This is a genomic window from Phycisphaerales bacterium (assembly GCA_020852515.1).
GTDB lineage: Bacteria > Planctomycetota > Phycisphaerae > Phycisphaerales > UBA5793 > UBA5793.
This window is the reverse complement of the sequence record JADZAS010000014.1, coordinates 125562-150237: the sequence shown is the minus strand read 5'-3', so window position 1 is coordinate 150237 and position 24676 is coordinate 125562. Positions and strand designations below refer to the sequence as shown.

Annotated in this window: 28 protein-coding genes and 1 tRNA gene; 10 read left to right on the top strand and 19 right to left on the bottom strand. The window is 66.0% G+C overall.

The genetic code is table 11. The annotated features are described in order from the left end of the window. Window positions 1-36: 36 nt before the first annotated feature. Both IT430_09570 and IT430_09565 read left to right on the top strand, forming a co-directional pair. Complete coding sequence (locus IT430_09570; GenBank protein ID MCC6908176.1) at window positions 37-303, top strand: 4Fe-4S dicluster domain-containing protein; 267 nt, start codon at window positions 37-39, stop codon at window positions 301-303. A gap of 114 nt (window positions 304-417) precedes the next feature. Further along, the gene (locus IT430_09565) at window positions 418-1167 is read left to right on the top strand and encodes an N-acetylmuramoyl-L-alanine amidase (GenBank protein MCC6908175.1); all 750 of its coding nucleotides are present in this window, start codon (window positions 418-420) and stop codon (window positions 1165-1167) included. Between the two features lie 33 nt (window positions 1168-1200). Here IT430_09565 and IT430_09560 read toward each other — a convergent pair whose 3' ends face one another. From IT430_09560 to IT430_09540, 5 genes are all read right to left on the bottom strand, one after another. Then, on the bottom strand, window positions 1201-1911 hold the full coding sequence (locus IT430_09560) for an LON peptidase substrate-binding domain-containing protein (GenBank protein MCC6908174.1): 711 nt from the start codon (window positions 1909-1911) through the stop codon (window positions 1201-1203). A gap of 129 nt (window positions 1912-2040) precedes the next feature. Beyond that, window positions 2041-3117, bottom strand: a complete 1077-nt coding sequence (locus tag IT430_09555; GenBank protein ID MCC6908173.1) for a PDZ domain-containing protein — start codon at window positions 3115-3117, stop codon at window positions 2041-2043. A gap of 36 nt (window positions 3118-3153) precedes the next feature. Then, a complete protein-coding gene (locus tag IT430_09550; protein MCC6908172.1) occupies window positions 3154-4098 on the bottom strand; it encodes a PDZ domain-containing protein in 945 nt (314 codons plus the stop codon). A 29-nt stretch (window positions 4099-4127) separates the two neighbouring features. Beyond that, on the bottom strand, window positions 4128-4724 hold the full coding sequence (locus IT430_09545) for a hypothetical protein (protein ID MCC6908171.1): 597 nt from the start codon (window positions 4722-4724) through the stop codon (window positions 4128-4130). A gap of 2 nt (window positions 4725-4726) precedes the next feature. After that, window positions 4727-5338, bottom strand: coding sequence for a sigma-70 family RNA polymerase sigma factor (locus IT430_09540; protein MCC6908170.1), 612 nt, complete (start codon window positions 5336-5338; stop codon window positions 4727-4729). Window positions 5339-5507: 169 nt separating this feature from the next. Here IT430_09540 and IT430_09535 point away from each other — a divergent pair, with 169 nt between their 5' ends. From IT430_09535 to IT430_09525, 3 genes are all read left to right on the top strand, one after another. Further along, a complete protein-coding gene (locus IT430_09535; GenBank protein ID MCC6908169.1) occupies window positions 5508-6470 on the top strand; it encodes a preprotein translocase subunit TatC in 963 nt (320 codons plus the stop codon). Between the two features lie 278 nt (window positions 6471-6748). Further along, window positions 6749-7237, top strand: a complete 489-nt coding sequence (locus IT430_09530) for a nucleoside deaminase (GenBank protein MCC6908168.1) — start codon at window positions 6749-6751, stop codon at window positions 7235-7237. A 120-nt stretch (window positions 7238-7357) separates the two neighbouring features. Then, window positions 7358-7987: an HNH endonuclease gene (locus tag IT430_09525; GenBank protein ID MCC6908167.1), complete on the top strand. Its 630-nt coding sequence runs from the start codon at window positions 7358-7360 to the stop codon at window positions 7985-7987. Window positions 7988-7995: 8 nt separating this feature from the next. Here IT430_09525 and rpe read toward each other — a convergent pair whose 3' ends face one another. Continuing rightward, complete coding sequence (gene rpe, locus IT430_09520) at window positions 7996-8697, bottom strand: ribulose-phosphate 3-epimerase (GenBank protein ID MCC6908166.1); 702 nt, start codon at window positions 8695-8697, stop codon at window positions 7996-7998. Window positions 8698-8854: 157 nt separating this feature from the next. Between rpe and IT430_09515 the strand changes: the two genes are divergently transcribed. After that, window positions 8855-8928: transfer RNA gene (locus tag IT430_09515), tRNA-Pro, on the top strand. On the opposite strand, the gene IT430_09510 is transcribed toward IT430_09515, so the two are convergent. The 7 genes from IT430_09510 to IT430_09480 form a co-directional block, all read right to left on the bottom strand. Then, window positions 8910-10400, bottom strand: coding sequence for a recombinase family protein (locus IT430_09510; GenBank protein ID MCC6908165.1), 1491 nt, complete (start codon window positions 10398-10400; stop codon window positions 8910-8912). The two genes, IT430_09515 and IT430_09510, sit on opposite strands and share 19 nt — an antisense overlap. A gap of 237 nt (window positions 10401-10637) precedes the next feature. Next, complete coding sequence (locus IT430_09505) at window positions 10638-11411, bottom strand: J domain-containing protein (protein ID MCC6908164.1); 774 nt, start codon at window positions 11409-11411, stop codon at window positions 10638-10640. Window positions 11412-11415: 4 nt separating this feature from the next. After that, window positions 11416-11712 carry a hypothetical protein gene (locus tag IT430_09500; GenBank protein ID MCC6908163.1) on the bottom strand — a complete coding sequence of 99 codons (297 nt, stop codon included), beginning with the start codon at window positions 11710-11712 and terminating at the stop codon, window positions 11416-11418. 27 nt (window positions 11713-11739) lie between these two features. Next, window positions 11740-12339 carry a hypothetical protein gene (locus IT430_09495; protein MCC6908162.1) on the bottom strand — a complete coding sequence of 200 codons (600 nt, stop codon included), beginning with the start codon at window positions 12337-12339 and terminating at the stop codon, window positions 11740-11742. A gap of 83 nt (window positions 12340-12422) precedes the next feature. Continuing rightward, complete coding sequence (locus tag IT430_09490) at window positions 12423-13919, bottom strand: TraM recognition domain-containing protein (protein MCC6908161.1); 1497 nt, start codon at window positions 13917-13919, stop codon at window positions 12423-12425. A gap of 100 nt (window positions 13920-14019) precedes the next feature. Continuing rightward, on the bottom strand, window positions 14020-14847 hold the full coding sequence (locus IT430_09485; GenBank protein MCC6908160.1) for a ParB/RepB/Spo0J family partition protein: 828 nt from the start codon (window positions 14845-14847) through the stop codon (window positions 14020-14022). Between the two features lie 2 nt (window positions 14848-14849). Beyond that, on the bottom strand, window positions 14850-15170 hold the full coding sequence (locus IT430_09480) for a hypothetical protein (protein MCC6908159.1): 321 nt from the start codon (window positions 15168-15170) through the stop codon (window positions 14850-14852). 135 nt (window positions 15171-15305) lie between these two features. Here IT430_09480 and IT430_09475 point away from each other — a divergent pair, with 135 nt between their 5' ends. Together IT430_09475 and IT430_09470 are read left to right on the top strand one after the other, a co-directional pair. Continuing rightward, a complete protein-coding gene (locus IT430_09475) occupies window positions 15306-16010 on the top strand; it encodes a helix-turn-helix transcriptional regulator (GenBank protein ID MCC6908158.1) in 705 nt (234 codons plus the stop codon). A 52-nt stretch (window positions 16011-16062) separates the two neighbouring features. Next, a complete protein-coding gene (locus tag IT430_09470; GenBank protein MCC6908157.1) occupies window positions 16063-16374 on the top strand; it encodes a hypothetical protein in 312 nt (103 codons plus the stop codon). Here the strand turns inward: IT430_09470 and IT430_09465 are convergent, their stop codons facing one another. Both IT430_09465 and IT430_09460 read right to left on the bottom strand, forming a co-directional pair. Next, window positions 16375-17460 (bottom strand): hypothetical protein, encoded by a 1086-nt coding sequence (locus IT430_09465; protein MCC6908156.1) that lies wholly within the window; start codon window positions 17458-17460, stop codon window positions 16375-16377. Between the two features lie 181 nt (window positions 17461-17641). Next, entirely contained in the window at window positions 17642-18235 is a 594-nt protein-coding gene (locus IT430_09460) for a recombinase family protein (GenBank protein MCC6908155.1), read from the bottom strand. Window positions 18236-18466: 231 nt separating this feature from the next. On the opposite strand from IT430_09460, the gene IT430_09455 reads away from it, so the two are divergent. Next, entirely contained in the window at window positions 18467-19192 is a 726-nt protein-coding gene (locus IT430_09455; protein ID MCC6908154.1) for a hypothetical protein, read from the top strand. Window positions 19193-19413: 221 nt separating this feature from the next. Continuing rightward, on the top strand, window positions 19414-19632 hold the full coding sequence (locus IT430_09450; protein ID MCC6908153.1) for a hypothetical protein: 219 nt from the start codon (window positions 19414-19416) through the stop codon (window positions 19630-19632). Between the two features lie 3 nt (window positions 19633-19635). Here the strand turns inward: IT430_09450 and IT430_09445 are convergent, their stop codons facing one another. The 4 genes from IT430_09445 to IT430_09430 all read right to left on the bottom strand — a co-directional run bounded on the left by IT430_09445 (window position 19636) and on the right by IT430_09430 (window position 24524). After that, window positions 19636-20052, bottom strand: coding sequence for a hypothetical protein (locus tag IT430_09445; GenBank protein MCC6908152.1), 417 nt, complete (start codon window positions 20050-20052; stop codon window positions 19636-19638). Then, a complete protein-coding gene (locus IT430_09440) occupies window positions 20042-22687 on the bottom strand; it encodes a relaxase domain-containing protein (protein MCC6908151.1) in 2646 nt (881 codons plus the stop codon). Before IT430_09440 ends, IT430_09445 begins: the two co-directional genes overlap by 11 nt. 134 nt (window positions 22688-22821) lie before the next feature. After that, complete coding sequence (locus IT430_09435; protein MCC6908150.1) at window positions 22822-23670, bottom strand: hypothetical protein; 849 nt, start codon at window positions 23668-23670, stop codon at window positions 22822-22824. An 80-nt stretch (window positions 23671-23750) separates the two neighbouring features. Next, complete coding sequence (locus IT430_09430) at window positions 23751-24524, bottom strand: PEP-CTERM sorting domain-containing protein (GenBank protein ID MCC6908149.1); 774 nt, start codon at window positions 24522-24524, stop codon at window positions 23751-23753. Between the last annotated feature and the right edge of the window lie 152 nt (window positions 24525-24676).

Below are 24676 nucleotides of genomic sequence, written 5' to 3'. Positions count from 1 at the left end.
GGCGTAGGCGGCGGTGGGCTCCTATATTTCTGACTCATGGCCAAGAAGCTCCCCAAGTCGCTGGCGATCCTCGATGAAGACCTCTGCACGGGCTGCGAGGCGTGCGTCTCGGTCTGCCCGGTGGACTGCATCGACACCCTGCCGGGGCCGCAGTTCCAGTCGGTCATGCAGGCCTGCCACATCGACCTGCCGCGCTGCATCGGGTGCACGCTGTGCGCCCAGGTCTGCCCGTGGGATGTCATCACGATGGTGCCCACCGACCAAGTCGTGCAGGTGGAGAAGTACGCAGCGCAGTTGTCTTGACGCGAGTGGTTCGATACCGTTGGCGGGTCTGCGTCGCGATCGAGATCGTCCAGTAAAAACCGGCCGCACGGCGCGGCGACGGATGGCAACGATCAAATCGCGCGAATCGGCTGAATGAATCGCAACGACCCTGCCGATAGGTATGGCACTGTGAATCCAGAGTCGACACGTCGGATGTTCCTGCTCGCGGGACTTGGCTTTCTCGCAGGCTGCGCCACTACGCGCCGGTCAACGTCGCTGCCTGATGTGCCGTGGTCCTACGGCCGGGCGCCCGGCTCCGGTCAGTCGCCACGCAACGACTACCCCGTACTCGAACCGACGGCCCCGAACCCCGTGCAGCCACCGCCGTCGCAGACGTTCGGCGGCATCATTCCGCGCAGCGGCTGGGCGGCTGGCTCACCCATTCCCACGCGGATGGACCCGCTCACGGGCGTGCACCGCATCACGCTGCATCACGACGGCATGACGCCGTTCAGTTCGACGAGCCAGGGCGACGCCGCAGCTCGCATCGATTCGATCCGCCGGGCGCATCAGGCGCAAGGGTGGGGCGACGTGGGCTATCACTTCATCGTCGATCCCGCCGGCCGGGTCTGGGAGGGCCGCCTGCTCCAGTTCCAGGGCGCGCACGTCAAGGACAAGAACCCGGGCAACATCGGAATCGTCTGCCTGGGCAACTTCGAGCGCCAGAGCCCGACGTCGGCTCAGGTCGATGCGCTGCGCGAGTTTGTCTGCCGCGTTCAGTCGGCGTACCGCATTCCCACCTCGCGCGTGCAGACGCACCGCGAACTGGCGCCGACGCTGTGCCCCGGCGGGGCGATGCAGGCGCGGATCGCGCAGTTGCGCCAGGTCGGCGCCTTCGCCTGAGCTTTCCACCGATTCTTCAAATGACCCGTTGATTCAGTTCCAGCTGCAGCCCTTGGGCCAGTCGGTGGCCTGATGCTGCACGTCGGCCAGCAGCCGCTCGAGCCCGCGCAGTTGCGATTCGGTGTACTCGGCCCGCTCGATCGTGTCCGGCTCAGCCAGAAGGCGATAGCGGCGCTCGGCGTCTTCGGCGGTGGTCATGAGCAGGTGGCCGACGATCTCGATGAGCACGTGCGAGGGGATGTCATCGCGCTCGAACCACTTGAGCACATCCGCGCCCAGCCGCATGCTCGACAGCGGATCACCTTGGAGCAGTTCGCGCACGCGGTGGCGCCAGCCGACGAGTTCGGCCTCGTGGTTTTCCGGGTTGGCGTCCAGCGGCGCCAGGCGGGCGATGCGGTACGGCCGGCCTTCGTCGGGCATCTCTTCCTGAACGACGGTGGCCCGGCAGATGCCCTGGAGCATGATGTTGTAGCGGCCCATGGGCAGCCGCTCGTACTTCTCGATCTGCCCGAGACAGACCACCGGCCGGATCGGCGGGTTGCCGTGGTACTCCTGCTGCCAGCGGTTGCCCTGGAAGGTCGCCATCGCGATCTGGCTCGAACCATCCAGCGCTTCACTGACCATCTGGATGTAGCGCGGCTCAAAGATGTGCAGCGGAATCGTCGCGTGCGGGAGAAGGCAGATCCCCGCCAGCGGAAACAGTGGGAAGCGGCGGCTGAAGTTGATCTGGATCATCTCCGGCATCGCCCGATTGTACGCCGGTGGGCCCGCGCGCTGACAGCGGCCGCACGGACGGCAGAAAAAGCCACGATGCCCGACGGCGCCAGGCGCCGCCGGACATCGTGGGCGAAGGAATGAAAGGAGGCTGATTGATCAGGCGTCGGGCTGGGGCGTCTCTTGAACCTGCCTGCGGATTTCCGTCTGCTGCTGCTGGATCTGCTCGAGCATCTCGCGCACGCGCTGCATCTGCTCATCCATCTGCCGCATCATCTCTTCCATGTCGGGCGCGGCCTGGCGGAGCATCTGCTCCGTGTCCAGTTGGAAGCGGCGGATCTGCGGCTCGGTCAGCCTGAACGAGCGGATCTGCGGAAGCGACTCGATCTCAATTTGCCGGTTGAGCGATTCAGGCGTCATGAACTGCAGCATGTGATCGCCTTCAGTGACCAGGCCGAACTGATCCGCCTTCCACTGGACGAGCGCAGCTTCGATTGTCTTCTTCTCGCCGCGGCGCATGACCGTCAGCGAAACCTTCGTCTCGGGCTCTGCGGCCGCAATCGCCTTGCGCAGTTCGTCGGCGGCGACAGATTCAAAGGACTCTTCGCCGACGGTGGCGCTGACGATGATGTCCCCGGCCTGCAGGCCGGCGCTGGCGGCGGGTGAATCTTCGACGATGCTCTGCACGCGCACGCCGGCATCGCCTCCGAGGCCGAGGTAGTCGCGCAGGTCGCTGCTGATCGGCGCAAGGTGGACGCCCAGCATCGACTTGGGCTGCGTCCAGAGGCCGAAGTTGGCGCCGGCAAACGTCTCACCCAGGTTCTTGAGATGTTCCGCATCAACCTGGAAGTTCAGCGCCCCCGGGCCGTCAACTTTGAACAGTTCCATCGCGCCGCCGTCAAGATCATCCTCGTCAAAGACCTGGATGTCGAGGTCTTTCAGCGCTTCGCGCAGTTCATCCATGTCATCGACTTCAATCTGCTGGCCGTTGACCCAGAGTTGAATCTGGTCTTCGCCATCCACGACTTTGCGCTCGATGCGGATGTCCTGCTTCTCGCCGTCAGGCGGGGCCTTGGACGTGACGATGCTCGTGACGTTGGTGCGCGACGGCCGGACGATGACCGTGTCCGTCGAGTCGCGCTTCTGCACCGCGACCTGGGCCTGGGCGGCGGAGGCGGCGACCAGAAGCGAGGCACTGGCACAAAAAAGGGCGGAAAGACGAGAGCGGGTCTGCATGGGATCCATCCTTTCAACTGCGAAGGAAACGACCGGTCAGCCGCCGACCGACTTGCCGGCGGCGTCCTGGCGCTGCTGCTCGAGGAGCAGTAGGTCCGTCAGCACCTCCTCAATACGACGCAGTTGAGCCTTGATTCCGGCCAGTTCTTCCTGCAGGGCCTTCGAATTCGGATCCGGGAAGACGGGGGCATGCTGCGGCATCGCCATCCCGGTCTGTGGATCGGTCTTCGGCACCGCAATGGACGTGGGCCTCGCTGCCTCGATGAGATCCCGGATGACCTGCTCGTTGTCCGACGCGTTGAGCGAGATCAGTGGGGGGCGGACCTGGGCCATCGCCACGGGGTCGTAGCGGTCGAGGCGCACGGCCAGCTCGGTTTCCCGGCCGCGCCGCACGAGCACGACGTTGACCAGATCGCCGGGCACCGCGGAGGCCATGATCTCCGAGAACTGGGCCATGGTCATCGGCCGCCTGCCGTTGCACGCGACGATCACGTCGTAGACCTCGAGGCCGGCCCGGGCGGCGGGCAGGTTGGGCTGAACTTCGGTGATGGTGAGCGCCTCGCCGGGCTTGACGTTGAGTTGAGCCGCCAGCACTCCTGAGACCGGTTCGAGCAGCACGCCGAACATTGCGCGCGGCGAGACGTGGAGCACATCGCCCGCCGGGTTGACAAACGTGATCGTCCGATCGGGCAGCAGTTCGATCGCGCGCTTCTCAATCTGCACCCAGTCGCTGGTCCGGAACGTGTCATTGCCGATGCGCAACTCGTAGGCGCCTTCAGCCGACTGCCGCACCTCCACGCGGGCGCTCGCGTTGATCGAATCAGGCGGCAGAGCCGCCGCCGGACTCTCTCCCGGCGGATTCGCGTTGCGATTGTTCTGCGCCAGGGCTGACCCGGCCGCCAGCAGTGCGGCCGCGAACAGCGCGGCCTGCAGTAATCGGCTCGAGTGTTTCATGCAGTTGCAGTGCATTTCGGTTTTCATGTGCGTCATCCCCACGTCAAAGGCGTCAATCAATACCGGCTCGCGAGAAGCACCGGCTGGTTGGCGGCCTCGCGCAGCACTGGGTTGGAGTTCTCATCCAGCTGGATGTTGTACAGGTCCACGCTGCGGCGTTCAACAATCGGCCGAATGTACGTTACGACTTCGCCTGACTCCGTCCGGGCGACGTCGCGAATCTCGATGGGAAGTTCGCCCACCACGTGCGGCTGAGCCAGGTACTGCACCAGCAGTGTCTCCTGCGCGGGCGGGATCGTCGGCGCCTGCGGAAGCAGCGTCGAGCCAGCCCAGACAACGCCCATGACCAGCGCCGCCGCCCATCCCAGCGCCGGCCGCCACGAAGTCATCGACCAGCGGCGCGAATGCTCCGCGCCCTGCGGCGCCGGCAGTTCGACAGTCATTGCCGCACAGACTTGAGCGTCAAAGCCCTTCTGGAGCGTCGCCATCATCCGCTGCTCTTCGGCCAGACGCCGCCAGGGCTCGGTGCTCTGCCCGGCCAGGGTGCGGAATTCATCCCAGTGCTCATTCTGAGCCGTGCCGTCAACGATGGCGTCGATGAGTTCTTCGAGTCGGGAAGGGATTTCGGATTCGTGGTGCTTCACGTTGGTCATGATCAGGTTCCTTGCGTGCCGGGACTGCACGTCTGCGTGTGTTCATCGGGAGACGGCTCGCCCGTGCGACCGAGCCACTCCTCGCGGAGCATTTTTCGAGCGCGGCTCAGCCGCGTTTCCACCGTGGTGCGCGGCAGGTCGAGCAGTTCAGCGATCTGACTTGACGAGAGGCCGCGAACGCACCGCAGCAGCAGCGGCTCTCGGAATTCGAGGGGCAATGTCATGGCGTGCTCGAGCAGGCCGGCCGCTTCGTCCAGCGTCTGCCGAGCTTCGCCGGGCTCCTTGAAGCGGTCCTGCACGTAGAGGTCTTCTTCCATGGAGTGGTTGCCGCGCCCCTTGAACGAGCGGGCGGCTTCGCGGGCGATGTTGATCGCGATGCGCCGCAGCCAGGGCCGGAACGACTCGGCGTCGCGAAGGGTGTGCAACTTGGACACGAACTTGACGGCCACGTCCTGCATGAGATCCTCGATGTCCAGTTCCCGCGGCTTGTGAGAAAGGAGTACGGCCGCGAGCCAGGGGCGATGCGCCCGCCAGAGGTCGCTTTGTGCCCGGTGGTCACCCTGCATGGCCAGGACCACCACGTGATCCGGTGCTTCCGTTCCCTGGTCGGGCATCACTCCTCCGGATGCGCGCCGCAGCGCCGCTGGGCAGAAAACCGCTCTCCGGCCGCCCTGCACAACAGTAGGGGCCGCCGGCAACGCCTGATTCGGCTGCAGCGGCAGGTCCGGATGCACAAAAACGCGCGAAATCGGACCTTCGCGGGCGATGAGTATCATTCCCGCCATGACCCGCCGCCCCGACGACTTTCGCATGCCTCTCGGAGATCACCTCGAGGAACTCCGGACCCGGGTCATCATCTGCCTCGTCGCCCCTCTTGTTCTGGCGGCGCCGACGCTGTATTTCGGCAAGCAGATCCTCGAATGGCTGCTTGATCCGATCCGCGAGGTCATGATCCGCGCCGGCCTGCCCGGCCGCATTCAGTTGCTCTCGCCCACCGAGCCGATGGTCTCGTATTTCAAGATCGCCCTGCTTGCGGCGGTGCTGGCGGCGGCGCCGGTGATCCTCTGGCAGTTGTGGAAATTCATTGAGCCCGGCCTCTACGAGCGCGAAAAGAAGGTCGCGTTCATTCTGCTGCCCGCCAGCACGCTGCTGCTGGTGCTGGGCATCACCTTCAACTATTACGTCGTGTTCCCGATGACCCTGCGCGTGCTCGTGGGGTTTGCCCAGGGCATGCAGCCGACGGTGTCGGTCGCGCCGCCTGCCGGGGAAGTCACGCCGCCCCAGGTGCTCGACGGGCTCATCACCGTGCCGCACTACGAGTACGACCCGCCCGAACTCAAGATCGGCCAGATGTACTACAACACGGGGCTGCACCAGTTGCGCATGCGCGGCGAAGACGGGCAGATGTACGGCGCCGATTTCCAGAGCGACACCGGCTTTGCCCAGCAGTACGAGATCAAGGCGTACCTGAACATGATGCTCGGCATGACGCTGGCGTTTGCGATTGCTTTTCAGTTGCCGCTCGTGCTGCTGCTGCTGGGCTGGGTGGGGGTCGTGGACATCAAGTCGCTCAAGTATTACCGCCGGCACGCGCTGCTGGGCTGCGCCATTGCCGCGGCGGTGATCACGCCGCCGGACGTGACCTCGATGATCGCGCTGCTCATCCCGCTCTACCTGCTTTATGAACTCAGCATTATCCTGCTGCGCTTCGTGCCGGGCGGGCGGCTTTCGCCTCCTGAACAGTGAGCGATAACTCGCGCCGCGGGCCCGGATAAACTCGTCGATCCCGCGACTTTTCCCATTGTGCGGCCGCGGGCGTATATCACGGGAAGGACGTGGGCGTATCCACCGATGAAGGCATGACTGAGAACCAGCCGCAATCCGGGTTCCTTGCGAGGGGCGGCCCTCGGACCGGCGCGCTGGGCTCGCTTCTGGGGTGGGTGAAGCGCTTGACGATTCTTCGATCGACACCACGGGGCCCCGGCCAGGCGCCAAGCCGCGCGACCGAGCGCGACATCCGCATGATGCAGCGCGCCATCGAACTGGCCCGCAAGTCGGCCGCCGCCGACGAAGTGCCCGTGGGCGCCGTGGTCTATCGGGGCGATGAGATCATCGCCGAAGCCCACAACCTCCGCGAGGCGGTGCGCGACCCCACCGGGCACGCCGAACTCATGGCCATCCGCAAGGCGGCCGAAAAGCTCAAGACCTGGCGCCTGAGCGACTGCTCGCTGGCGGTCACGCTCGAACCGTGCCCGATGTGCGCGGGGGCGCTCGTGCAGGCCCGGCTCGGGCGACTCGTATACGCCGCGGCGGATCCGAAGGCCGGGGCGGTTCACTCGCTCTACAACCTGTGCACCGACAAGCGGCTGAATCACAGCGTCGAGATCGTGCACGGGGTGCTGGCGCAGGAGGCGGGCGAGCTGCTCAAAGCCTTTTTCCGCCGCCGCCGCGCCGAACAGAAGTCGCAGCGCGATGGCACAGCCGCCCCGGGGCACCGCCGCCGCATCGGCTGAACCTCCTTGTCACGCGGCATTTGCGCGATGTGAATTCTTCACACTCGGTAAAATCGGCGGCGCAAGCGGGTATACTCCTTGGCCGCAGATTCGGCGATCGGCCTGAGGAGGGCCCGAGGAATGCAGGCGCGCAGCGTCGCTCTCGACAGCAAGGTGCTCGTACTCAACCGCCTGTACATGGCAGTGCGCGTCATCTCCGCGCGGCGGGCGTTTCGACTTCTCGTCAAAAACCTCGCCGAAGTCATCAGCGTCGAAGACGGCCGGTACTGCAACTACGACTTCCAGACCTGGACCGACCTCGCCCAGCTCCAGCAGCAGTTCGAGCGCGACCGGCACGACTGGGTGCGCACCGTGCGCTTCGACATCGCCGTGCCGCGCATCATCCGGCTGCTCGGCTATGACCGGCTGCCTCAGCAGCAGGTCAAGCTGAACCGCAAGAACATCTTCGCACGCGACCGCAATCAGTGTCAGTACTGCGGCCGCGCCTATGCCACGAGCGAGCTGAGCATCGACCACGTGATTCCCAAGAGCCAGAAGGGCAGCGACACGTGGGAGAACCTCGTGTGCGCCTGCACGGGGTGCAACGCGCGCAAGGGCGGCCGCACGCCCGATCAGGCGAGCATGACGCTCGTGCGCCGGCCGATCCGGCCCAAGCGCAACCCGATGATTACCCTGCGCCTGGGCGATGATCGCTACGCCTGCTGGCAGACGTTCCTCGATAACGCGTACTGGTCAGTCGAACTGCGCTGACTCCCGCGCTAGTTGTTGCTGGCCGCCGGTGCTGCATGGCGCAGCGCGTCGATCGCGGCGCGGTAGTCGCCTGTCTTGAAGATGCTCGAGGCCGCGGCGATCACATCGCAACCGGCGGCGAGGCAATCGACCGCTTCGCGCGGCCCGATGCCGCCATCCATCTCGAGGCGCTGGTCCTCGCGCAGGCGCGAACCGATCGTGCGCGTCTTGTCCAGCGCCGGCGCGATGAACGACTGGCCCGAGTAGCCCGGGTTCACGCTCATGACGAGAACCAGGTCGAAGAACTCGATCAGCGGCAGAACGCGCTGCACGTCGGTGGGGGGGTTGATGGCGATGCCGGCCGATCCGCCGCGCGCATGAATCGCCTGCACGATCTGCCGCGCCGCGGCCGGTTCGCCGACGGCTTCAACATGGAACGTGAGGTGGTTCGCCCCGGCTTTCATGAACGGCTCGACGAAGGCGGCCGGGTCGGTGATCATCAGGTGCACATCGATGAAGACATCCGGAAAGTGCCGGCGGACGGCGGCGCACATGTCCGGGCCCATCGTCAGGTTCGGCACGAAGTGGCCGTCCATCACGTCGAGATGCAGCAGATCGGCCCCGGCGTCGAGAACGGCCCGGCACTCCTCGGCGATTCGGCCAAAGTCTGCAGAGAGGATCGAAGGGGCGATGAGCGGCAGGCGAGCGGGGGAGCGAAAGAGGTCCTTCATGCCGCATCTTAGGGCCGACGCGCGACCGGGCTCTGTCCCCTGCCGACAGTCCAATCGAGAGCGGATTCATTGCCACGGCTTCGTGCCGTGTCGACCACCCCGGCCGACCTCGCTATCCTTGCCTTCGCGTCGCACAGGGCCAGAGCCCTGTCGATCACGGGGTGTAGCTCAGTTTGGTAGAGCGTTGCGTTCGGGACGCAAAGGCCGCAGGTTCAAATCCTGTCACCCCGACTTTTCGAGAGATCAAGCCCTTCGGCGAGCACGTCGAAGGGCTTTCTCGTTGAAAGCACGAGGTTTGCGCCGTCCAGCCGGCAGTTCAAACAGACGATTTCGAGCAGTCGCCGCTTGGTGTCGTAATCGGCCGCAACCCACTGTTCTTGCAGGGTTTGCGAGAGTTCAAACACTTTCGCCGCCAACTCGGCCGTCTCGTCGTGCGAGCGGTCCAGCACGTCCAGTTGCAGCTTGATGGACGCCAGCCGGTCGCGGAGTTCCGTGTGCTTGCGGGCGAAAGTCTCCTGGTCCACATCCTCGGACAGCCGCAGGTTGAGCAGCCGGTCCTGCTGATTGACCAGCAGCGACGCCTGCCGCGTCAGTTCCTCCCGCTGCGCGCGGGAGTCCTTCTGCGCATCGCGCGTCTGCGAGGCGAGCACCAGGCGGAACCAGTCGCGGACCGCCGGGTCCTCGACCTTCATGCGGCCGAACAGCGCGAGCACCTGATGGTCCAGTTCCTCTTCTGTCACCCGCACCCGTGGATGCCCGGGCGCGGTGTAGCCGCTGCACCGGTAGTAGACGTAGTGCCGCTCGCCTGACTTCGTCTGCTTCGTCTTGCGCTCGCCGGTGACGGCGCGGCCGCAGTGGGCGCAGGCGATGCGGTCGCCGGCGTAGATCATCTGGTGGGCGTGGTAGACGTGGCCGCCGAGCAGCGCCTGCACGCGGTCCCATGTGGCGCGATCGATGAGCGGCTGCTGCCTGCCCGGATACCACTGGCCCTTGAACGGAATCTCCCCGATGTACGAGCGGTCCGTCAGCATCGCGTGCAGCTTGCTGCGGGTGAATCTCGGCGCTTCCGGCCGGTAGACCATGCCGTCGGCGTGCAGGCGGTCGCGCAGCGCGTCGAGCGTCAGCGGCTCGTAGGCGTAGAGATGGAAGATGCGCTTGACGTTCTCCGCCGCGGGCGGATCGACCTCGGTGACGCAGCGGCCGTCACGCCGGACGTTGCGGTAGCCGTACGGCGCCTTGCCGACGAACCAGCCTTCCTGGACGCGCCGGGCGAGTCCCTCCTTCACGTCGAGCGACTGCTGCTCGGTGTAGAAGCTCGCCATGTTGGCGAGCGTGCGCCGCATCATGCGGCCGGCGGGATTGTTCTCCGTCGGCTGCGAGACGGAGATGAACGGCAGGTGGTACTCGCTCTCCAGCCGCTCCAACTCCACGTAGTCGAACAGGTTGCGCGCGGCGCGGTCCACCTTGTAGAAGAGCAGCCCGTCCAGTTCCTCCGCGTGCTTCTTCGCGTAGGCGATCAGCTCGCGGAAAGTCTTGCGCTCGTCGCTCTTGCTCGCCGTCTCGGCGATGCGGAAGAGCCGGACGATCTCGCCGCCGGCGGTGACGGCGTAGCGCTTGAGGGCATCCTCCTGAACCGCGAGGGAGAATCCTTCCCGCTCCTGTTCCCGACTGCTGACCCGTGACAAGGCGACGAACCGTTTCATGACGCTCACTCCCGCGACAAAACCGCGAACAACTCTCCGGCGTTGCGGATCATTGTAACGGCGTCTTCGGGCGTGAGCCTCTCGGCGTAGTACGGCTGCCAGACCTGGAGCGTGCGGCGGATGAGCTCCGGCGTGATCCACTCCGGTGTACCAGGAGGGACGGCGACGACCGTGTCGTTGCGCGCCCTCTCCGGTTCTGGATGGACCTGCCGCGTCCGCACGCCGTCACGTCCTCCCTCAGGCCTGTTGCTGCCGCGACATGCGGTCGCGCAGGCGGTGGTAGGCGTCCGTGACTTCCTTGAATCGCTGCACCGCGAGTTCGACCAGGTGCGGCTCGACGTTCTTCCCGGCGAGGCGGTCGGGGTGGTACCTGTGACAGGCGACCCGATACGCCTTCGTGACCTGCTCGAAAGTGGCGCCGCGTTTGAGGCCGAGCAAGGCAAGGTCGGCGTCGAGGGAGCCATCCGGCGACGGCGCTTCCTGCGTTCCCTCTTCATCGGGATACCAGCGGTGGTTCGGGCGACGCCCGTTGCCTGCGGTGCGCCCTGCGCGAGCGCGTTGCGCTGAGAGCGATTCCAGGACCTCGACAATGGCATCGAACTCAGCCTGTGCCTGTCGCAGGAAGAAATCCCGGCCGGCGGGCGAGTAGCTCACAGTCGGCAGAACACTCAGCCTGTAATGGAACATCGTCCTGCCGTTGGCCTCCGCGAACCCGGTCACAAGGACCACCGGGACATCGCTCCAGCGCAGGTCACGCTCGCACGGCACGCGCGTGACGGACCGATCGCCCCGGCGGTAACAGTCAACCACCTCGTCGCGCTCCAACGCGACACAGCCGCGGCTGGCCAGGTACTGCGCCACCGCGCCCCTGACATCACGGAGCGGCAGGTCCAGCGACCGGGTTCCGGTCCACTCCACGGTCACCTCAGGCGCGCGCCTCTTGCTCTTCGACCAGGCCAGTGCCGCACCGCCGAGAACGAGTTCGATTGCAGGAATCAACAGGTGATGCATGGCGTCACTCCCTTTCCTGTTGCGGGGGTTCGGGTTCGCGGCCCTTGTCGGCGTCGCGCTGCTGCTCCGCCTGCTTGAGGCGCTCTTCGAGAATGGACGGTTGCTCGTCGGGGTCGCGCGATTCACCCTGCTTTTCGATCATCACCTCACCGGGAGTTTTCGTTCCCGCGATGCCATATACAGTGGGCTGCGCCACATTCGACTCGGGATAGAGAGCGCCGCGGAGTTCCGCGAGGCCCTGGCGAAACATGGCCGAGGCGTGCCCGGCGCCGATCTTCTGCGTTGGCTCTTCGCGTGCCATAAGTGTGCTCTCCTGTGATTGAGTGCGTTACCGTCCGTCGCGCATGCGGCGGAAGGCGTCTGCTACGTCGCGTTGTTCCAGGAAGGAATCGTGAAGCGCCATCGAGCGGTGGTGCTGGAGCGCGCCGCTCATGCCGGTCGAGACGGCGGCGCACACGCCGGCCAGCACCAGGTATGCAGCGAGCGGCACGCTGAAGGTGGCGGCGCACAGGGCGAAGCAGCCCATGTAGACCGGCTCGATGACCGTCTTGATGCGGTGCTCCGAGCTGCGCTTCCAGACCTTCGCAAGCGTCGGCGTGCCGTTGTAAAGCGTGTGCGGCTGCGGCCCGCCGCGCCGGATGCGTGCCTTCGACCGTATCCGCGCGCTGAGCAGCGCCACCCAGTAGAGCGCCAGGAAGACGAACATCGGCTCGGCGCTATAGCCCTCCCAGAAGGCGGGCCAGAAGAAGATGCACACCGCCCCGGCTGCTGCCTGGAGGCCGAAGTAACGCTCGCCGAACGAATCCGATCGGCGCAGAATCACCTCGACCGTGACGGCGAGCGACCGCGTGAGGAACGTCATGACGCTCGCGAACTTGTTGAACTCGTTCTTCGAGAACAACGGATCCGGTTCCTGTCTTTGCAGCATCGCTGAATCTCCTGTCTGTGTGCGCGCAGTGACCGCGCGGGCGGTCTGCGCCGCCTTTCCTTGCCGTTCACTTGACGCTGGCGTTATGCCCTCTGGTTGAACTGCACCGGGAGCCAGCTGCGACCCGATGCGTTGAACACCTTTCCGTTCTGAAACACGATGCCGTCTACGATCCACGAAGGAGGCCCGCCCGTGCGCAGCCGCGTGAACTCGCGCGGCTCCACCTCCGCCTCCATGACCTCTGAAAACCCGCCGCTGGTCGTGCCGTTCTCGCGCACCCAGTCGAGGCCGAGCAGCGCGCTCACCTGGTCGTCCGCCGCGTGGGAGTGATTGCCGCTTGCCCGGCACTGCAAGGTGCGGCCGATGAGCCGCGAGGCCCACTCGTTCGTCACCGGGTCACTGTTGCCGTGAAAGACCTTCGTGTTGAGGTTGGCCAGCAGCGAGTCGGTCTCGACGCGGCCCTTCTCGTTGCCGCCGAGGGCCGCCACGAAGTTGCTGTAGTTCTGGCTGAGCAGCACGGTTGCGACCCACGCCGACCGGCACGTCGCCTGGAACTGGAAGTCGTAGCTGGTGAGGAAATGCTGCGCCTCGTCGGCCCAGATAAACGCGGGCCGGGGATTCTCCTGCACATTCCGCCGTTCGAGTTGTTTCTGCGTGCAGTATTTCCACAGCACCTGCGCGAACTGCCCGACTTCACCGAACTCCTTGACCGGCAGGTCGATGAGGATGATCTTGCCGTCCTGCACGGCCTCCGGCGTAATGGTCGTCTCCGTGCAGAACATCTCGCGGAGCAGACCGCGGTTGAACGGGTCGAGCCACCCCAACACCGTTGCTTGGATGGTGCTTCGTGTACGCTCCGCCAGGGCAGGCCATTCCAGCAGAAAATGGTCGCACGCCACCCCGAAATCATGCTGCTGCCGCGGCGTCTTCGACTTCGCGTCCGCCGCCTTGATGCAGCGGAAGCAGGCCGAGGATTCCTGGAACTGCGGGTCGCACACCTGCGCCGGCGACGTGGGCGCCGTGAGGAACACCTTGACCAGTTCCGGCACCGACACGCTCCCGGTCGCCAGCGCGAGAATGTCCACCGCGCAGCGCAGGCCCATCAGGCCGCGATCCCGCCAGAAGCTCCCGTCGTCGCTCGCGCCGCCCGTCCGGCGATTGCGATCCTTGATCTCCATGACGTCCTCGAACAGCGTGACGATGTTCTCGGTCAATCCCGCGCCCGCCCCCTGCCGGGTCAGTTCATGTGCCAGAAAGTTGAAGCGACGCGTGCAGTCTGTCCCGACGACCACGAGATCATCCAGGCGATTCGTGTCACGGCAGTAGCCCTTCCACAGGGCGCGTTCGTCCGCCTTGGCAGTGAGCACCAGCCCGCCGAATCCGCACGAGAGCATCGTGCGGGCGATGAGCCGGCCGGAGCCGCTCGTCTTGCCCGAGCCGGTCGCTCCCAGGATGAGCGTGCCCTCCACCGCGTCGCGTAGCGTCCAGGCGTCGTCTCGCGACCAGTGCAGCAGCGGCAGCGCGAGCAGGTCGGACGGCTCGCGCACGGCGCGCTTGCGTTTCCTGAAGAGTCCGAGCATGGGTTACTTGCCCGCCTTTCGCTTGGCGTCCTGTTCCGACTTCCACAGCGTGGCGATGATGAACAGCGTGACGACTCCGATGAGCTCCATGATGAATCTCCTACTTGCCGTTGCCCGAGATGCTCCTGGCGACTTCCGCCAGCGGCCGACCGTCGGCGCCGGCGTGCCTGAGCTGCTCGGCAAGGTCCATGAACCAGTTGACCACCGCATCGACGGTGAGCGTCGGCGCGGAGACGGCGACCGACCGGCCCTCGCCGAGCTTGATGACGACGCGCTCGCGAGCGACGCGCTGCCGCGTGCTCGTGCGTGGAGCGGGCCGTCCCGCCTTGACGGCCCTCGTCTCCGCGACCAGCCGGTCGCGCGTCAGCCGGCCTTCGAGCACCGCCTGGATCAGCCGCTCGCGCTCCGCCGCGTCCGGCACGGTGACGATCTGGTAGGCGCTGCTCATCGGGATGCGCCCCGCGTCGATCAGGTCCTGCACATCGCGCGGCAGGACGAGCAGCGAGAGCAGCTTGGAGATGGTGCCGGGCGACGGCCGGCCGAGCCGCAATGAGGTTTCCGCCGCCGACCAACCCGTCGCCTGCATCAGCTCGTGAAGAGCGCGGGCGTGCTCCGTGACCTTCAGGCCCTGGCGCTGGGTGTTGGCCAGCAGCTGGAGGGTGACACGCTCCGCCGGCGTCGGGGCCTTCTCGGCGATCAGCATCGGCACCGTATCGAGGCCTGCACGACGCGCGGCGTCGAGACGGCGGTGCCCGTCGTCAACGACCAACGCGTCGCCCTCATAGTGTCCGAGCAGAGGCACCAGGATGCCGTTCTGCGCGAGGCTCTGCGCCAGCGACGCCTGCTCTTCCTCGTCGAGCCGCGCCCGGATGTTGCCGGGCGACACGGGCTCGCCAGTCGGGATCTGTTGAACGACGTGTGCCGGCATGGTCAGTTCCTCCCGGCCCGGTCGCGCAGGTTCTGGAGTTCGACCTCGTCAAGCAGCTTGCGTGTCTCCCGGTCTTTGAGCGCCGAGCGGCCGGTCAGGATGGCCGCGATGATGTAGACCGCGTCGTCCACCGGCAGGCCGGGCAGTAGGTCCAACGGTGAAAAAGTCAGCAGGACCAGGCCCGACACGACGAGCCACTTCGTGACTTCCAGCGCCACGGCCCTGAGGCGACTGGCCGGCAACGACAGCAGCACGATCATGGTGAACGCGAGCAGCGACCCACAGATCACTAGTGTCTTGAGTAGGGACAGGAATTCGGCCACAGCAGGCTCCTTTCACGACGACCTCACGCGCGACCTTTGCTCGGCCCTTCGGCTGCGCTTGCCGCTCCGCTACCATCTGGCCAAAGTCTCGCCGGTTGCACCGGCAGTGTGAATGACGCGCACCGGGATTTCTCGGTGACGTTTGGGGTTGGCACGATGAAGCAGGCAAGACAACGATCGGCTCCTCTCCGCCTCGATGAGGTCGAGCGTCTGCGCCTCGCACGGAGCCTCACGGTCGAGGACCTCGCAAAGAAGGTGGGCGTCCAACTCCGCAATGTCAGACGTTGGCTGAGCGGCGAACAGCGGGTCTACTTCAAGAACCTGAGACGATTGGCGGCCGTGCTCGGAACGACGACCGATGCCATTCGCGCCGATCTCCCCGAAGCCGTTCCGCCTCGCCCACTCAAGCCGTGTCGGTTCGTCATCGAGATCCGTCTCAAGGGCTACCTGCACTCCGTGCAGCAGAAGGACCACCTCGTGCGCCTGACCCCGGACATCATCCAGGCGCTTGCGCAGGAGGGCATCACGATCACGGGGCAGAAGTCAGGCGTAGTCACATCCCGCATCACCGGCCCGGCGGCATGGCGTGTTCTCATCGCTGTTCCCGCACGGGAAGGTCGCCGGCGCTGCTGGGCGATGTTCGCCATCAAGCCAGCCAGGGTGAGGACCTTCATGGATGCGGGCGAGTTCAACGCCGATGGCGCCACTGATGGCGAGCTCATCACGTCCGGCTGGGGCAGCAGAGTCCCGCGAGCACAGATACGTCAGGTTGCCCGACTGTTCGGCTGCGACGAGGACACGGTCCTGGACCTGACGGCAGCGCAAGCCCGAGACCGTTAAGAGTTTATTTACTCTTTGGATGTAGCCTCGTCATCAGAGAGGAAGACGAGGCGTGTTACAGCATAACTACGACGTTGCGATCATGAACATGCTCAACGAGCTTGGCGGCCGATACGATCTCAAGCCGTACGACTTCTCCGCCGTCGTGTGCGGCCGCGATGAAAGGCCCTACGGCATCGAAGTGCGCTTTGAGTCGGCTCCAAACGATGACAACAAGGAGGCGGCCCTCGACCGCATGCTCACGAGCCTCGGCATCCCGAACGACCCCGATCAGGCGCCACGGATAACCGGCTCCGAAGCCGACGTCTACAACATCATTGAAGCCGCCTTGCAGCGGGCGCCGCGACAAGCGCGCGGCAGATAGTCAGCGCGGCTCCGCCTCGTTGGGTCGTGATGACTCAGGCGCGTTCGGCTTGCCCATCACCGCGACAAGAATGGCGTCTTCCATCCCGTCCAGATCGAATGACGACTCCTCGGTCGCCGCGATCAGCGACGTGATGACGAAACGCACATATGACGCCTGCTTCGCGACATCGCCCGGGAACAACCGCCGCAGCAGCCAGATGAGCCGCGTCAGCGGGTGCGGGTACGCATCGGCATCGTCGCAGAACGGATAGCGGCTCAGCAATTCCGGCGACAGTGCGAACAACAGGAACAGCAGACACACGGTGCTCGCGGCGGCTTCCCCATCGGAACACATGGCGCGGAGATGATCAACGGCGAAGCGGTCAGCCTCCGCTTCCAGCCGGTGGAACACGTCGCGCGGTGGTCCGCTCTTCGAGGCGTACGCGCGACATACGCCCACGTGCCCGCACTCATAGTGACCGATCTCGTGAAGAATGACGAAGCGCTCCATTGCAACCGACACGCCCTGTTCAGCCGACCCGGAGTTGCCCCGCCTGGCGTCCCATGCGGCGATGGCCGCCATGCGCGCGGGGTCCACCGTGCAGCCGAGCGCGTCATAGGCCGCAACGAGCAGCGAAGACCGCCACCAGGACTGCGGCGGCGAGTCACCGGTATCCGAATCAATCGGCCGCGGTGCTTCAAACGAGTTCACACCCAATGCCCGCGCGACCGTCAGCCCCCACAGGCGCAGCTTCATCAGCCCGATGGAGACCGCGATGCACTCATCCCCCTCGTCGCCGGCATGGCCGGCCAACGCATCAAGCGACACGCTGGCCAGCGCCCCGACACGCGCAAGCGAGAGGGCATGCGTCTTCAGACCAGGGCGCAGCGCGGCCAGGGTGGCGGTAAAGCGTTCACGGATCAGCGCGTCGGCCCATTGTTGCGAATAGAGCAGCCACGATCTGCCATTGATTGCCCCGTGAACACAGCCCGCCGAAGTATCGACGGCAAGGTCGGCCGGGTTCCACCCCATCTCGATCAGGCGATCGTGCAACAACCCGAACGATTCATCCTGAAGTGCGCGCAGAGCGTGGGATGCCGTCATGGATGGTGCCGGCGGCGCAGACGCCGAGTGCGGTTCCCACGCAGCGGGCTGATCTGACTCGCTGTTCACACGGTGCTCCAGCAGGGGACATGCTCACGCCACTTGTGAGCATACTACTGCCGACCCTCCCCGGCCTGGTGAGCGGGTGCGCTCGATTCGCTGCACACCCCGCTCCGACCCTTCAGGAGGGCACGGGCGCCGCCGCCTTCGCCGGTGTCTCCCTCAGGTACTGGTAGAGTGTCTCGCGGCTGATGCCGAACTCGCGGGCGAGACGTGCCTTCTTCTCGCCGCCGGCGGCGCGAACCCGCAGTTCGGCGATGCGCTCCGGCGAGAGCGCCCGCCTGCGGCCACGATAGACGCCGCGCTGCTTGGCCAGGGCGATGCCCTCGCGCTGCCGCTCCCGGATGAGTTCGCGCTCGAACTGGCCCACCGCGCCGAGCACGGTGAGCATGAGGTTCGCCATCGGCGAGTCCTCGCCGGTGAACAGCAGGTTCTCCTTGATGAACTGGACGCGGATGCCGCGGCGGGTCTGCTCCTGGACGATGCGGCGCAGGTCGTCCACGTTGCGGGCGAGACGGTCCATGCTGTGGATGACGATCGTGTCGCCCTCGCGGGCGTAGGAGACCAGCGCCTTGAGTTGCGGCCGGTCGGTGTCCTTGCCGGAGGCGTGGTCAGCGAAGAGGCGGTCGAGCTGCACGCCTTCGAGCTGTCGCTCCGCGTTCTGGTCGTACGTGCTGACGCGAACGTACCCGATCCGTTGCCCCTTCCCCGACACCTGCTCTCCATGAACTGTCAGGCGACATCTATGACATCGCGCCGCACCTGTCAACAAATACTTGAAGTGAGTCCAGTCTGACAGAACGGGCCGGAACTGTCTGACATCAGGATGGGGTACACCCTAACCTGACATCTCACGCGCCGCCCGGCGAGCCTGTCATCAAACCGTAACACAGTTGTGATAGGATGAGCTTGATATCGTGTATACAACTATACAACGGGGGCACAGATGTCAGATCAGGAAATGCCAGCGCGAGCGCTGTCCGAGGAGGATATGCAATTGGGGATGCTGGCCTTGAGGCTTGCGGAGCGACTGCGCAACAACAAGGACCTTGTGGCCGGATTGTTCTCACGGACTTCCGCCGATCCTTCACCAGCCGCAGACTCACCGCAGAGTGAGTCGTTCGCTGCGGCGCTGGTGGATCACCTGCCGGAGGAGCAGAAACGCCAAGCCTCCCTTGGGCTGAAACTGGCAGAACGGTTGCGCGCCGACAAGGGCCTGCTGGGCGAGTTGTTCTCACAGACGCCCGCCGATCAAGCACCAACAGAAAGCGTGACGCGGAATGACTCAGCGGCCACGACGGTCAGGGATCACCTGCCGGACGAGCAGGCGCGGCAGGCCGCGCTCGCACTGAAGTTGGGAGAGCGTATACGCGGCGACGAGGGGCTTGTGGCCGAGTTGTTCTCATGGAGTTCCGCCGATCAATCAACACCGTCGGGCGCATCACAGCCGGTCGAGACGCACGTCACGCCGCAGGACGATCACCTGCCGGAGGAGCGGGCGCGACTCGCGGCGCTCGGACTGAAGCTGGGGCAACTGGTGCAGGAGGGAGAGGGAATCGTGACGCCCATGTTCGGACAGGCTACGTCCGCTACCGAGCCGCAGCCGGGTCATGGCCTGCCTGAGAACGCGCGCAGAGACTCCGGTCGCACCGACCCGGCTCGCGGCAGGTAGACCGGCACCGTTCATTTGAAGACCTTTCTTCCACCGTCGATGTGATTGTAGTCGGCGGAGACCGCCGCCATCGGAGATCCCCACGCGCGGTGGAAGGTGCGATGCGCGAACGACATGCGCCGGTGCAGCGTCAATACTCAGCAGCGCAACTGTAACAGAAATGTCATTCACAAGCGGCGCGCGATGCGCTATGGTAGGTCACGTCAACAACCAACGCCACCATGTCCGCACCCAACCCGCTCCACCTCGCCAACACCGCCCAGCAGATGGCCCGCAGTGCGCCGGCCTCCGACGCCGTCGTCTTCAACAAGGTCGCGATGGTCTGCATGGGGGTGATGGCGGCGGCCTCCGTCATGCAGGTGCTTCAGCCCCTGCTCCGCGACCTCAACCGCAAGCACGCGGCCGAGGACCAGCACCGGGGGCGCGGCCGCGGACGCTAAACGTCACCACTCGATTGAGTCGATCACCGTCTCGCGGTCGCCGGCCTGCAAACCGATGGTCCGGTCCGCCTCACGCACCCACGACACGCGATGCCGGGCGATACCCTCGAAGAGCCTGACAGCGGGACGAATCTCCGCGTTGAGGTTGCGCCCTTTGATGCGGATCTTCTGGCCCGCCGCCGAGAGCGTGATACCCTCCGACGGGTCGAAGGCGACACGCTCCAGCCAGCCGTAGCCGATGGCGACAATGGAGCCGTCTTTGCGGCGCAGCTCCAGCATAACGGCACGGTCACGGATGCCCCGCAGCCAGCCGAAGGCGCCGAGGTCGTCGCAGGCATCCGCTTCCGCATGGTCGGTCGCAATGCCGAGGCGGGAATCCCGGTTCGTCACGTAGCGTTGCAGCACGGCGCTATCGCTCATGGATCAGTCGCTCCTGTTCATGGTGCATGATGCGCGCGACGGCGGGGATGGCCAGCCGTTCCAGTCGCTGAATCGTGGCGGCCCGCTCGCGCAGGTCGCGCCCGGCGACGAACTCCGTCGCCGTGAGCCGGTCATCCGTCCGGCTCACCGCCTCCAGCAGGGCTTCCTTGTCGTCGGTGTAGATGGTCGCCTGCTCGCGGCCGCGCGAGACCGAGACGTAGAACTGTTCGCGTGACGACGCCGGCAGTGAGTCGGACGACTGACCGATGAAAACCCGGTCCACCGTCTTGCCTTGGGACGCATGGCTGGTCACGACGTAGCCGTGTGCCAGGTGGCCGTAATCCTTCGCGACGGTCCATCCGTTCGCGAGCACGATATCTCCGCCGGCGTCGAAGCCGCGCACCGCGTAGAGCGCCCCGTTGTTGAGCCGGTGCCGGCCGTCGGCCGTGGTCCCGTTGCGCGTGATGCGCAGCACGTCGCCGGGGGCGATCGGCAGCACCGACGGCCGGTAAACCTGGAAACGCTCCGCCTGGTCGAGCGGCAGCGGCGCATCGCCGACCACCACACGCTCGCCCTTGCGATGCCCCTTCGCGTTCTGGTGATACACGAGCACGTCGCCGGGTGCGTAGTTCAGCGGGTCGGCCTTCTCGGCTTCCGTCAGGTTCGCACTCTCCAGCGCCAGGAAGGTGCGCTCCCCCTCGCCCAGCCTTCCCGCCTGCTTGAGCCGGGCGCGAATCTCATCCGTGATCCACTCGCCCTCCAGGTGCGTCGGCGACACGACGAGCGCCGTCTTGCCCGCTTCCACCGTCGCCACGAAATCCTCCGCCAGTGCCTTGTAGCGCTCGGTCTCGCCGACCTCGCGTATCCAGCCCAACATGTCCAGTTCACGAAAGCCGTCCTCCGTCCGTCCCTCGGAGAGCGCCCGCACGGCTTCCCGATAGTCGCCGCGCTGCCGCAAAATCTCCCGTATCTCCGCCGGGACCAGCCCGGCTTCTTCTTCGAGCAGCCGCAGGGCCGCGCCACGTTCGACGCTGCCGTGCTGCCGCCGGTCGCCGGAGAGAATGACCCGTGCGTCGAGACGCTCCGCCAGGTCGAACACCCGGCCCATCATCCGCGAGCCCAGCAGCCCGGCTTCGTCGATCCAGATCACCTGCCCGGCGATTTGGGCCTGCAACCGCTCGTCCACCAGCAGACGCGCCACCGTGTCGGCGTCGGCGAAGCCCTCGACTTCGCGCAGCACGTCGCGGCTGGCGTCGGCCGAGGGGGCGAACACGAAGACCCGCCTGCCGCCGGCCTCGATGCCCTCAACCGCTTCCTTCATCATCGTCGTCTTACCCGTGCCGGCGGCGCCGCGCACCAGGATCACCCGGTCGTTCGAGTCCAGCACGTGCTGTACGGCCCGTCGCTGGTCGGCGTTCAGCCAGTCGCGTTTGAGCGCGTAGCCGGGAACGCCGAGCGGTCGGCACGTTCCGCGGCCGCTGCGCGCGAAGGCGAGCATCCGCGTCTCTTCCTCCAGGACGCTGCGCGTCGTGGCGAGCCGCCGTCCCTTGCGCTCGGCCACGACCAGGTGCTCCGCCGCCAGGCTGCGCATGACAGACTCCGGCGACGCCTTGCCCATCGCCCGCTTCATCGCTTCCGCGAGTATCTTCCGCTCCGGCACGACGGCGCTGCGCTCGAAGCAGTGGCCGACGGCGTGCAGCGCCGCCTCGCGGGCCGCCCGGCCGTCCTCCGGCAGGGTCTCCATGCCGAGCCGGGCCTTCACCCCCTCAAGCGCCGCCAGCTCGTCGGCCGTCATGCGGGACATCCACTCGCCCCGCAGCTCGTCGAGCGTCAGGTCCTTCTGCTTCTTCTCGCGCGTCTTCGCGCCGAGTTCGCCCTTCGCTTCCGGGTTGGTGATGCCTGCTTCGCGGGCCTTCTCTTCAATCAGCGCCGTCCGCCGCGAGAACCTGTCGATGGCGGACTGCGGCACGCCGGCAAGTTCCCAGCCCTGCTTCGTGCGCTGCGTCGGCAGGCCGAGTTCCTCCAGCCGCCGGGCCAGTCGCGCGTGAAAGACCGCCTCGAAGAACGGCGCGTCACGCTTGAGCGCGGCAAACTGGCCTGCTTTCCAGCGGGATTCGTCCCCGTCCCACGTCGTGTTGAACACGAAGCAGTGGGCGTGCAGGTGGGGGTCCGGCACGCCCTCGACCGGCCTGGCCGTGAAATGCACGAACTCGCCCATGACGAGGGTGCCGGTCGTGCGGTCCTCGTTGCGCCCGCCCGCGCGCACCCGCGTCTGCACCTCGGCCTCAATGTCCTCCATCGTGGCTTCGACGGAGTCGCGGAAGGCGTCCAGGATGCGCCCGTCGCGCGTGAGGCCATAGAGGATCGACACCGACTTCGGCACGTGGAAGTTGAAGTCGTAGCCGACGCGCCGCTCGCGCTTCGTGCGCGGCGTCAGCGGTGCGCCCGTCGCCGGATGGCGGTTGTCACACAGCGCATCCCAGTCTTCGCGCCCGACAGTGCCCGAGAGCCCCAGACGCGCCGCCCCGTTGCCTCTCCAGACACCGACGAGTTCCTGCCCCTCCGAGTAGTAGTCGGAGGTCGAGTAGTAGCTCTTGGCCCGGTCCGGCGAGTTGTTCTGGGTGATGCGAAGCATGGTGACGCGATAGTTCCTACCGCGTCATTCGCAATCGTCAAGAACTTGTTCGCGCGGGGGTTGATTTCTTTCACGGCGCGCGTTTCACGGACGACGCGCACTGCACCCCGTGGCTGATTGCGGCCACGATGAGCCTATCGAAGCGGACGGAACTCGACCCCGTACAGCTGTGTGAGCGTGTGGCGGCCCGACGTGGAAGCGTCCTCCACATCGCTGAGCAGTGTGAGCGCCTCATTCTCAAGGCGCTTCCGCTCCTCAATCGGCCAGAGCGGGTCCCCATCCGCACCATGCCTGACGCAATCGAGAAGCCACTGGTCTCCCGCCATGTACAACCCGATCTCACCTATCCGACGAAGTGCTTTCGTCCACTGCGCGCCGATCTGCAACGCCCTTGTGTCCACGTCGAGAGACGAGATTGCAGCAATGTCGGAAGCGATCGACTGCAACCTCCGGCCCTTGGCAATCTCACCGCTCGGCAGCGTGCGGAGCTTCTCCAGCTCAACAGAGAGCGCGGACCAGTACCGATAAGTCGCGCCTTTCTGTCGCTCGAATCGTCGCTCCTGCTCCGCCTGCGTTGCTGATTTGTGTGTGCTCGCGCCCTGGCGGACTTGTACATCCGTTGAGGTCGGTGCGTGGCTGGGAGCATTCACATCAGCGATCAATGCCTCGTTACCTACCAATGCAGCCGATGAACCCAGCAGTCGGAGCGGAATCCCGACGAGCAGCGCACCGGCAACCGCTCCGCCGCACGCAATCCATGCAATCGTACCGACTCGCGGTCGTCTCTCTCCCGCGTGTGTCCGGCCGGCTTCCGCTCGTTCGACTGCCGGGTCAACGGTCGGTCGCACCACCATCGCTGACGCCGGGTCCACGGTCACCCCGTTGCTTGCGGCCTTGCGAACCGCATCGGGCAGCGACGCGGCTTCGACCCGGACTCTGACCGGCTTCCCGTTGCTCCCACGGACGCCGTTGATCTCGAACATGATCCGCCCTGAGTCAGCCGGCGCGCCTCCACGCAACGTACCCGGCGCAGCAACAGCTCGCGCGCTGGACTCGTGGAGCGTCATGCTGCGGCCCTTCGTCGCCGGGAAGCGGTCGCGCCGAGCAGCGCGAGCAGCGCCAGCGAGCCGGGTTCCGGGATGCTGGTGAACTGCGGGTTGAAGATGTACTGGTCGGCCGAGCTCCCGAACCCCGTGCTGGCGGTGAAGCCGACGAGCGCGGTCGAACTGCCGACGAGCGCCGGGATGTCCACGGCGTAGGCCGCGTCGAACGAATCGAGCGTCACCGTGTCGAGGATGCTGACGCCGAGGATCGAGCCGTCGTACTGGAGCGAGACGAGGACCGGGTTGCCGGCGCGGAGATCGACCGGACTGATGGAGGGCGACCCGCCCCCGAAGAGCCCGTCGGTGTACAGACCCGACCGTGAGGGCAAGCCCAACTCCAGCGTGACGGCGACGCTGTCCTCGATGCCGTCGTACCCGCATTCATCGCCGGGTGAGGCCCCGAGCGCGTGGATGCCGTCGGGGTCGTTCTGAAGAACCAGGGCGGCGCCGAACCCGCTGCCCGTCGCGCCGTTGAGCGCCTGGTAGGTGAAGGACGCGGTGAACGCCGACACCGTCTGGGGCGTCTCGTGCCAGATGCTCCGTGTCTGCTGCAGGACATCGTTGAGATAGGTGAGGCGGATGCCATTGTCCACCAGCATCGGGGCGGGCCCATCGTCCCCCTGGTTGATGGTCCACTCCGAGAAGTTGCCAAAGCCGGTGATGTCGGCACGGGCGGAGTATGCGGAAGCCAGCGAAACGCCGGCGATGAGCACACGGGCAAGACGGGTATGCATGATGATCCTCTTTCCTCTCCAGGGGCCAAGCACGACAACGGCCGGCGATGCCGCGCACACAGGCGGCGTCCCGGCTGAGCCAGGTCCAGCTGCAACGGACCCTCACAGCATCAGGCGGAAACTGCGCCCGCGGAGGGCAACGGAATCTCCGG